The sequence below is a fragment of the Actinomycetes bacterium genome, assembly GCA_036510875.1.
Taxonomy (GTDB): Bacteria; Actinomycetota; Actinomycetes; order Prado026; family Prado026; genus DATCDE01.
Window position 1 is genome coordinate 1 of the sequence record DATCDE010000056.1, and the last position, 9,540, is coordinate 9,540.

Genomic DNA, 9,540 nt, shown 5'->3' on the forward strand with positions numbered 1-9,540 from the left:
GCAGGCCGAGGTGGTGTGGCTGCCGGTCGACCGGCTCGGCCGGGCGCGTCCGCAGGCGCTGCGCGAGGTGCTGGCCGACGACCCCGAGTCCGTGGCGCTGGTCACGGTCATGTGGGCCAACAACGAGGTCGGCACCGTGCAGCCGGTGGCCGAGCTGGCCGCGGTGGCCCGCGAGCAGGGCGTGCCGATGCACTCCGACGCCGTCCAGGCCGCCGGCCAGCTCGAGGTCGACTTCGCGGCCAGCGGCCTGGACGCGCTGACACTGTCCGGGCACAAGTTCGGCGGTCCGGTGGGCGTCGGCGCGCTGCTGCTCGGCAGGGGGGTGGACGTCGTCCCGGTGCTGCACGGCGGTGGCCAGGAGCGCGACGTCCGGTCCGGCACCCTCGACGTTGCCTCGATCGCCGGGTTCGCCGCGGCGGCCGCCACGCTGCCGGACGAGCGGGTGGGCCGGGCCACCCGGGTGGGCGCCCTGCGGGACCGGCTGGTCGAGGCCGTGCGGGCGGCCGTCCCGGACGCCCAGCTCAACGGCGACCCCGACCCGGCCGGCCGGCTGCCCGCCAACGCGCACTTCTCCTTCCCCGGCTGCGAGGGCGACTCCCTGCTGCTGCTGCTCGACGCGCGCGGCATCGAGTGCTCCACCGGCTCCGCCTGCAGCGCCGGCATCGCTCAGCCCTCGCACGTGCTGCTGGCCATGGGGGCCGACCCGGCCACCGCGCGGGCTTCGTTGCGCTTCTCGCTGGGGCACACCTCGGCCGAGGCCGACGTCCAGGCGCTGGCCGACGCGATCGGCCCGGTCGTCGAGCGGGCCCGTCGGGCCGGGCTCACCACGGCGCGGAGCGCGTAGTGCGCGTCCTCGCTGCGCTCTCGGGCGGGGTCGACTCGGCCGTCGCCGCGGCGCGCGCCGTCGACGCCGGCCACGAGGTGACCGCCGTCCACCTCGCCCTGGCCGCCCAGCGCGAGTCGTTCCGGACCGGTTCCCGCGGCTGCTGCACCCTGGAGGACTCCCGCGACGCCCGGCGGGTGGCCGACGTCCTCGGCCTGCCGTTCTACGTGTGGGACCTCGCCGAGCGGTTCCGGGCCGACGTCGTCGACGACTTCGTGGCCGAGTACGCGGCCGGGCGCACCCCCAACCCGTGCCTGCGCTGCAACGAGCGGATCAAGTTCGCCGCGGTGCTCGACCGGGCGGTGGCCCTGGGGTTCGACGCGGTCTGCACGGGGCACTACGCATCCGTCGTCGGGGGGCCGCAGGGGCCTGAGCTGCACCGGGCCGTCGACCGTGCCAAGGACCAGTCGTACGTCCTCGGAGTGATCACGGCCGAGCAGCTGGCGCACGCGATGTTCCCGCTCGGCGACACCGTCAAGGGGGCGGTGCGAGCCGAGGCGGCCGACCGCGGGCTGGCTGTGGCACAGAAGCCGGACAGCCACGACATCTGCTTCATCCCGGACGGAGACACCGAGCGGTTCCTCCGCGACCGGATCGGGTCCGCGCCCGGGCCGGTGGTCGACGTCAGCGGCGAGGTACTCGGCGAGCACGACGGTGCCTACGCCTTCACCGTGGGCCAGCGCAAGGGTTTGCGGCTGGGCCGGCCGGCCGCCGACGGCCGGCCGCGCTACGTGCTGTCGGTCTCCCCGGTCGACCGGCAGGTGACCGTCGGCCCGGTCGAGCAGCTGACGGTGCGCACCGTCGAGGCGGAACGGCCGCGGTGGTGCGGGGCCGTTCCGGAGGGCACCTTCGGCTGTGGGGTGCAGCTGCGCGCACACGGCGAGGAGCTCCCGGGCGTCGCCGAGGTGGACGGCGACCGGGTCGTGGTCCGGCTGGCCAGCCGGACCAGTGGGATTGCCCCTGGGCAGGCTGCGGTGCTCTACGACGGCACCCGAGTGGTCGGCTCGGCCACCATCGCGGCCACCTCCGCCGAGGTCACGGCGCCCGACGGGGCGGCCCGGTGACCTGGTCGGGGGGTTGGCCGGTCGGGGCGGCCACCGGGGTCGGCTCGATGCCCGGCACCGACGTGCGTGAGGCCGTCCGCATGGTGCTCGGCGAGCTGCCCGACCTGCCGCACCTGCCCGAGCTGCCGGCGCGGGGGCCGGGCGCGGAGCTGACCGGCCGCGCCGTCGCGCTGCTCACCGACCTGCCGGCCGAGTGGGGCCCGTTCGGCTGGCGGCTGGCCGGTCGGCCGGGGCATGACCTGCGCCTGGCCCGGTCGCTGCTGGCCGAGGACCTCGACGCCGTCCAGGAGGCCACCGACGGCTACGCCGGGCCGCTGAAGCTGCAGGTGTGCGGCCCGTGGACCCTCGCGGCCACCGTCGAGCTGGGCAACGGGGAGAAGGCGCTGGCCGACGTGGGGGCGCGGCGCGACCTCGCGGTGTCGCTGGCCGAGGGCATCGGCGGGCACGTGGCCGACCTGCTCCGGCGGGTGCCGGGCGCGTCGGTGGTCGTCCAGCTGGACGAGCCGTCGCTGTCCGCCGTCCAGTCCGGCGGAGTGCCCACCGCCAGCGGCTTCGCCACCCTGCGCTCGGTGCGCGAGCAGGAGCTGCGCGAGCATCTGCGGCTGGTCGTCGACGCGGTGGTGGCCAGTGGGGCCGAGCCGGTCGTGCACTGCTGCGCGGCGCAGCCTCCGGTCGAGCTGTTGGTGGCTGCCGGCGCGAGGGGGCTGTCCCTGGACGCGACGCTGCTGACCCCCGCCGATGACGACGCGATCGGGACGGCGCTGGAGTCCGGCGTCCACCTGCTGCTCGGCACGGTGCCCGCCCTCGGCGCCGGAGCCGACACGGGGGCCGGGTCCGATGATGCGCGACCGGCCCGCACGTTGGGCCGCCGGCTCGGGGTCCCGCCCGAGCAGCTGGCGGCCCGGGTGACGGTCACCCCGACCTGCGGCCTGGCCGGCGCCTCGCCCGCGTACGCACTGGCCGCGCTGGGACGGGCTCGGACGGCGGCACGCCGGCTGGTCGACGACCCGGAGGGCGAGCGTGGCTGAGCTGGTCGACGGCGTCCCGGCCGAGGCGAGGGAGCGCGCGGTCGAGCTGGCCAAGCAGATCGACGAGCACCAGTACCGCTACTACGTGCTGGACGCGCCGGTGGTCAGCGACACCGAGTACGACGCGCTGCTGCGCGAGCTGACCGACCTGGAGGAGCGCTACCCGGGGGTGCGCACCCCCGACTCGCCGACCCAGCGGGTCGGCGGGACCTACTCGACGCTGTTCAGCCCGGTCCAGCACCTCCAGCGGATGATGAGCCTGGACAACGTGTTCAGCGCCGAGGAGCTGCAGGCCTGGGCCGAGCGGGTGCTGCGCGACGCCGGCGGTGTGGTGCGCTGGCTGTGCGAGGTGAAGCACGACGGGCTGGCCGTCGACCTGGTCTACGAGGACGGCGGGCTGGTGCGGGCGGCCACCCGCGGTGACGGGCGCACCGGCGAGGACGTGACCGCGAACGTGCGCACCCTGGCGAATGTCCCGGCGGTGCTCGACGCCAGCCGGCGCCCGGTGCCCGAGCTGCTCGAGGTGCGCGGGGAGGTGTACTTCCCGATGGCCGGGTTCGCCGACCTCAACGCCGGCCTGGTGGCGGTCGGCAAGGCGCCGTTCGCCAACCCGCGTAACGCGGCGGCCGGCTCGCTGCGGCAGAAGGACCCGCGGGTCACCGCGGCGCGTCCGCTGCGGCTGGTGGTGCACGGGCTGGGCGCCCGCTTCGGCTTCGAGCCGGCGACCCAGTCCGAGGCGTACCAGGCGCTGGCCGACTGGGGGCTGCCGGCCAGCGGCCAGTTCCGGGTGGTCGACGATCTGGCCGCCGTCTACGACTTCATCGCCCACTACGGCGAGCACCGGCACGACCTGGACCACGAGATCGACGGCGTGGTGGTCAAGGTCGACGACTTCGCCGCCCAGGGCCGGCTCGGCGCCACGTCGCGGGCGCCGCGCTGGGCGATCGCCTACAAGTACCCGCCCGAGGAGGTGACCACCAAGCTGCTGGACATCCAGGTGAACGTCGGGCGCACCGGTCGGGTCACCCCGTTCGGGGTCATGGCGCCGGTGCGGGTGTCCGGGTCCACCGTCGAGATGGCCACCTTGCACAACCAGGACGAGGTGCGCCGCAAGGGCGTCCTGATCGGGGACACCGTCGTGCTGCGAAAGGCCGGCGACGTCATCCCGGAGATCGTCGGCCCGGTCGTGGAGCTGCGCGACGGCAGCGAGCGTGCCTTCGTGATGCCCACCCACTGCCCGGCGTGTGGCACCCCGCTGGCCCCCGAGAAGGAGGGGGACGTCGACATCCGCTGCCCGAACACGCGCTCCTGCCCCGCGCAGCTGCGGGAGCGGGTCTTCCACCTGGCCGGCCGGGGTGCCCTCGACATCGAGGTGCTCGGCTACGAGGCCGGCGCCGCGCTGCTCGAGTGCGGGCTGATCGCCGACGAGGGCGACGTGTTCGGGCTCACCGCCGAGCGGCTGGCCGGCTGCCCGTTCTTCACCCGCAAGGACGGCGGCCTGTCCACGAACGCGGCCAAGCTGCTGGACAACCTGGAGCGGGCCAAGGCGCAGCCGCTGTGGCGGGTGCTGGTGGCGCTGTCGATCCGGCACGTAGGGCCGACAGCCGCCCAGGCGCTGGCCCGTGAGCTGCGCGACCTCGACCGGATCGCCTCGACCCCGGCCCAGGAGCTGGCCGCGGTCGAGGGGGTCGGTCCGGTCATCGCGGAGTCGATCATCGAGTGGTTCACGGTCGACTGGCACCGCGAGCTGGTGGCCAAGTGGCGCGCGGCCGGTGTGCGGATGGCCGACGAGGCGGAGTCTGACGGCCCCCGGCCGCTCGACGGCGTCGCCGTTGTCCTCACCGGTACCCTCGCCGGCTGGACCAGGGACGCCGCCACCGAGGCCCTGCAGGCTCGCGGGGCGAAGGTCACCGGGTCGGTCTCCAAGACCACCGGCTTCGTCGTCGCCGGTGACGCACCGGGCAGCAAGTACGATAAGGCGCTGCAGCTGGGCGTCCCTGTGCTGGACGCCGACGGGCTGCGGGTGCTGCTCGAGCAGGGCCCGCAGGTGGCCCGCGCGCTCACCGCAGCCACCGACTGACTCCGCGGCACCGGCGCGTCGTTCCCCGCCGTCCGGGCGAATTTCTGCCTGACTGGGTGGTCACAGCACCCACCGGGGTGCAGACTACGCAGCGCAGTCAGGCAACTACTCATAGTGGCAGAGACTGCGGGGGAGGGCGATGGACACGCCGACGCGCGCCGGTACGCCCTCGGTGCTGCGCCCGAACCTGTTCAGCGCCGTCTACTGGCCGATCGTCGCGGCCGGCGCGGTGGTGCTCGGCGCGGCCGTCGTCGCCGCGCCGACCCTGGGCCAGGTCGACCATGCCCTGGCCCTGGTGTGCCTGTCCGCGCTCGTCGTCTTCGGTGAGCTGCGCCCGGTCGTCACCAGCCGGTCGTTCGGCGAGGGCGTCACGCCGTCCATCGCCTTCACCTTCGCGATCATGTTCCTGTGGGGGCTGTGGCCGGCCGTGGCGGCTCAGGCGATCGCCTCCGTCGTGGCCGACCTGGCCGCGCGCAAGGAGTGGTGGCGGACCCTGGTGAACCCGGCCCAGTACGCGGTCAGCCTCGCGCTGGCCTGGCTGGCCATGGTCCCCCTCGGCTACACGGCCACCGCCAGTGCCTGGCACCACATCGTCCGAGGCGACCTGCCGGTCATGATCGTCGCCTGGATCGTCTACTTCCTGGCCAACAACCTCATCGTCTCGGGGCTGCTCGCGGCGCACGCGCGAGCGCCGCTGCACGCGCTGTTCTTCGAGGACTTCCGCTACCTCGTCGTCTCGAACTTCTCGGTCTTCGCCATCTCGCCGCTGGTCGCCCTCGCGGTGCAGATGAGCCTGTGGTGGTTCCCGCTGCTGCTGCCGCCGCTGGTGGCCATCTACCGCACCTCGGCCATGTCCCTGGAGAAGGAGCACCAGGCCCACCACGACCCGCTCACCGGGCTGCCCAACCGCAAGCTGCTGCTCGAGCAGCTGGAGAGCGCCCTGGCGAAGGCCAACGGGGCCCCCCTGGCGCTGTTCCTGCTCGACCTCGACCGGTTCAAGGACGTCAACGACACCCTGGGGCACCAGATGGGCGACCGGATGCTCGAGCACGTTGCGGGACGGATCCGGGGCGCGCTGCGCCCGGAGGACACGGTCGCCCGGCTCGGCGGCGACGAGTTCGCCATCCTGCTGACCGATGTGCCCGGTGAGGACGACGCGATCGAGGTGGCGGTGCGGATCCGGACCGCGCTGGCCGAGCCGTTCCGCACCGACGGCGTCCTCATCGAGCTGGAGGCCAGCGTCGGCATCGCGCTGTACCCGGGACACGGGACCGACGTCCACCAGCTGCAGCGCTCGGCCGAGGTCGCCATGTACCTGGCCAAGGAGGAGCGCTCCGGGATCGAGGTCTACGCACCGGACACCGACCGCCATTCCACCAGCCGGCTCGGGCTGCTCGGCTCGCTGCGACAGTCGCTGGACCAGGGCGAGCTCGAGCTGCACTACCAGCCCAAGGTGGCGCTCGGCTCCGGCGGCGTGGTCGGCGTCGAGGCACTGGTCCGCTGGCGGCACCCGGAGCGCGGACTGGTCTACCCGGACGAGTTCATCCCGTTCGCCGAGCACTCCGGCCTGATGCACCGGCTGACGTCCTACGTGGTGGACGCCGCCCTGGCCCAGGCCGCGACCTGGTGGTCGGTGGGCCTGCACATCCCGGTCGCCGTCAACGTGTCGGCCCGCGACCTGCACGGCCCGATGCTCGCCCAGACCGTCGCCAGGGGCCTGCAGGCGCACGGCCTACCGGCCAGAGCGCTGCGCCTGGAGCTCACCGAGCGGGTGCTGATGTCCGAGCCCGGCCGGGTCGCCGGGACCCTGGACGCGCTCGAGCGGCTGGGCGTGTCGCTCAGCCTGGACGACTTCGGCACCGGCTACTCCTCGATGGTCCTGCTCAAGCGGCTTCCGGTCAGCGAGATCAAAGTCGACCGGTCGTTCGTGCAGCGGATGACCCAGTCGACCGACGATGCGACCATCGTCCGTTCGATCGTGGAGCTGGCCCACGCCCTCGGCATCGAGGTCGTGGCCGAGGGCGTCGAGACCATCGAGGCCTGGGACGCGCTGGACGAGCTGGGCTGCGACAGCGCCCAGGGCTGGTACGTCGGCCGCCCGATGCCGGCCGCGCAGGCGACCGAGTGGCTGCTGCGGCACCCCAGCCGCAGCACTGCCCTTCGGGTCCTTCGGGGCGGGTCGGCCTCAAGGCCGAAGGGTTAGCCGCCGACAACAACTCCGAGCGCCATCGGCGGGAGGAGAGGTCATGGGGGCTGGTCCACCGCGCCCGTCGTTGGCCCGCTGGTCGCTGTTCGCGGTGACCTGGCACTTCTCGGTGTGGGTCGGCTGGGCGTTCGTGGCGGCCGCCGCCATCAAGGTGCAGCCCGCGATGGGCAGCATGCCGTGGGCCTTCTGGGTGATCGCCGGCCTGGTCCTGCTCGGCGAGTTCCGTCCGGTGAAGACCGGTGGCTGGTTCGACCAGAACGGCACCGTCACCACGACCGCTTTCGTACTCGCGATCATGTACCTGTGGGGCCCGTGGCCGGCGCTGCTGCTGCAGGCGGGGGCGACCACCGTCTCCCAGCGGTCGCAGAAGAAGCCGTCGTGGACGCTGTTCTTCAACGTCGGCCAGTACTGCGTGTCGTTGATGGCCGCCTGGGTGCCCATGTACCTGGCCGGTGAGGGAGACGGGCTGGTCGCCGCAGGTCGGACCATGCAAGGCCAGGACCTGTCCTGGATCGCGGCCGGCTGGGTGGCGTGGTTCGTCGCCAACAACGCGCTGGTGTCCGGGCTCGCCGCCGACCAGGGCCAGACGTTCCGCGAGGCGTTCTTCGACGACTTCTGGTTCTACGTGGTCTCCACGGCCGCGGTGCTCGCGCTCTCCCCGATCGTCGTGCTCGTGGCGCAGGGCAGCCTGTACTTCATCCCGCTGCTGCTCATCCCGATGTTCGCCGTCCACCAGACCGGCCGGATCTCGATGGTCGCCGAGCAGCAGTCGCTGCACGACGCCCTCACCGGGCTGCCCAACCGCAAGTACCTGCTGCGCCGGCTGGACGAGGCGGTCAGCTCGCCACAGCGGGAGCCGTTCGCGCTGTGCCTGCTCGACCTGGACCGGTTCAAGGAGGTCAACGACACCCTCGGTCACCACGTCGGCGACCAGCTGCTCGTCCTGGTGTCCCAGCGGCTGTCGGCCGTGCTGCGTCCCGACGACCTGGTGGCCCGGCTCGGCGGCGACGAGTTCGCGCTGCTGCTGCCCGGCGTCACCAACTCGAAGGCCGCGGCCGAGGTGGCCCACCGGGTCCGGCACTCCATGGAGGAGCCGTTCAACCTCGAGGGTGTGCTGCTCGAGCTGGAGGCCAGCTTCGGCATCACGGTCTGGCCCGAGCACGGGGACGCCGTGGAGCAGCTCATGCGCCGCGCCGACGTCGCCATGTACGTGGCCAAGGAGTCGCACGGCGACGTCGAGGTGTACGACCCCAGCCGAGACCACAACACGACCGACCGGCTCGGCCTGCTCGCCGCTCTGCGCCGGGCCATCGACGCGCACGAGCTCGAGGTGCACTACCAGCCCAAGGTGTCCGTGGGGGCCCGCGACGTCGTTGGCGTCGAGGCGTTGGTCCGCTGGAACCACCCCGAGCGGGGCTACATCCCGCCGGACGAGTTCATCCCGCTGGCCGAGACGTCCGGGCTGATGCACCGGCTCACCGAGTTCGTCATCGACGCGGCCCTCGGCCAGGTGGCGGAGTGGCGCCGGATGGGGCTGCCCGTCTCGGTCGCGGTCAACGTGTCGGCCAGGGACCTGCACGGTGCGGAGCTGCTGCGCACCGTCTCCGAGGGGCTGGCCCGGCACCGCGTGCCGGCGTCCTTCCTGTGCCTGGAGCTGACCGAGCGCACCCTGATGACCGAGCACACCCGGGTGATGGACACGCTCGAGGCCCTCGAGGCGCTCGACGTCACCCTGAGCCTGGACGACTTCGGCACCGGCTACTCGTCGATGTTCATGCTTCAGCGGCTGCCGGTGTCGGAGATCAAGGTGGACCGGTCGTTCGTGAGCCGGCTCGCCGACGGCGGGGACGACGCTTCCATCGTGCGCTCGATCATCGAGCTGGCGCACGGCCTCGGTCTGGACGCCGTCGCCGAGGGCGTCGAGACCGAGCAGGTGTGGCAGCAGCTCGTGGCGCTCGGCTGCGACAACGCGCAGGGCTGGCTCATCAGCCGCCCGATGTCGGGCGACCTGGCCACCGCCTGGCTGCAGGGACAGATGGACGTGGCGCCGGCGGCACTGCGGGCGGTGTAGCGCTTAGGGTCGGCCGCGGCCGACCCTAAGATGGGGGGCTCACCCTGTCGCAGCGAAGGAGCGGCTCTCCATGCCGTCGATCTCCCGTGTCGAGGTCGAGCACCTGGCCCGGCTGGCTCGCCTCGAGCTGGACGCACCGCACCTCGACCGGCTCGCCGCCCAGCTCGACGTGATCCTCGAGTCGGTGGCCAAGGTGTCCGAGGTGGCG

Annotated in this window: 7 protein-coding genes; all 7 read left to right on the forward strand. The window is 73.2% G+C overall.

The features are described from left to right. Window positions 1-844 (forward strand): cysteine desulfurase family protein (locus VIM19_03160; GenBank protein ID HEY5183908.1); only part of this gene is annotated, 844 nt, incomplete at its 5' end. Next, entirely contained in the window at window positions 844-1,947 is a 1,104-nt protein-coding gene (mnmA, locus tag VIM19_03165; protein ID HEY5183909.1) for a tRNA 2-thiouridine(34) synthase MnmA, read from the forward strand. The genes VIM19_03160 and mnmA, both read left to right, overlap by 1 nt. Then, window positions 1,944-2,975 carry a methionine synthase gene (locus VIM19_03170; protein ID HEY5183910.1) on the forward strand — a complete coding sequence of 344 codons (1,032 nt, stop codon included), beginning with the start codon at window positions 1,944-1,946 and terminating at the stop codon, window positions 2,973-2,975. Before mnmA ends, VIM19_03170 begins: the two co-directional genes overlap by 4 nt. After that, a complete protein-coding gene (gene ligA, locus VIM19_03175; protein ID HEY5183911.1) occupies window positions 2,968-5,055 on the forward strand; it encodes an NAD-dependent DNA ligase LigA in 2,088 nt (695 codons plus the stop codon). The genes VIM19_03170 and ligA overlap by 8 nt, the downstream gene beginning before the upstream one ends. A 139-nt stretch (window positions 5,056-5,194) precedes the next feature. Continuing rightward, window positions 5,195-7,258, forward strand: coding sequence for an EAL domain-containing protein (locus tag VIM19_03180; GenBank protein ID HEY5183912.1), 2,064 nt, complete (start codon window positions 5,195-5,197; stop codon window positions 7,256-7,258). Between the two features lie 43 nt (window positions 7,259-7,301). Beyond that, window positions 7,302-9,332: an EAL domain-containing protein gene (locus VIM19_03185; protein ID HEY5183913.1), complete on the forward strand. Its 2,031-nt coding sequence runs from the start codon at window positions 7,302-7,304 to the stop codon at window positions 9,330-9,332. 70 nt (window positions 9,333-9,402) lie between these two features. Next, on the forward strand, window positions 9,403-9,540 hold a 138-nt coding region (locus VIM19_03190), incomplete at its 3' end, for an Asp-tRNA(Asn)/Glu-tRNA(Gln) amidotransferase subunit GatC (protein HEY5183914.1).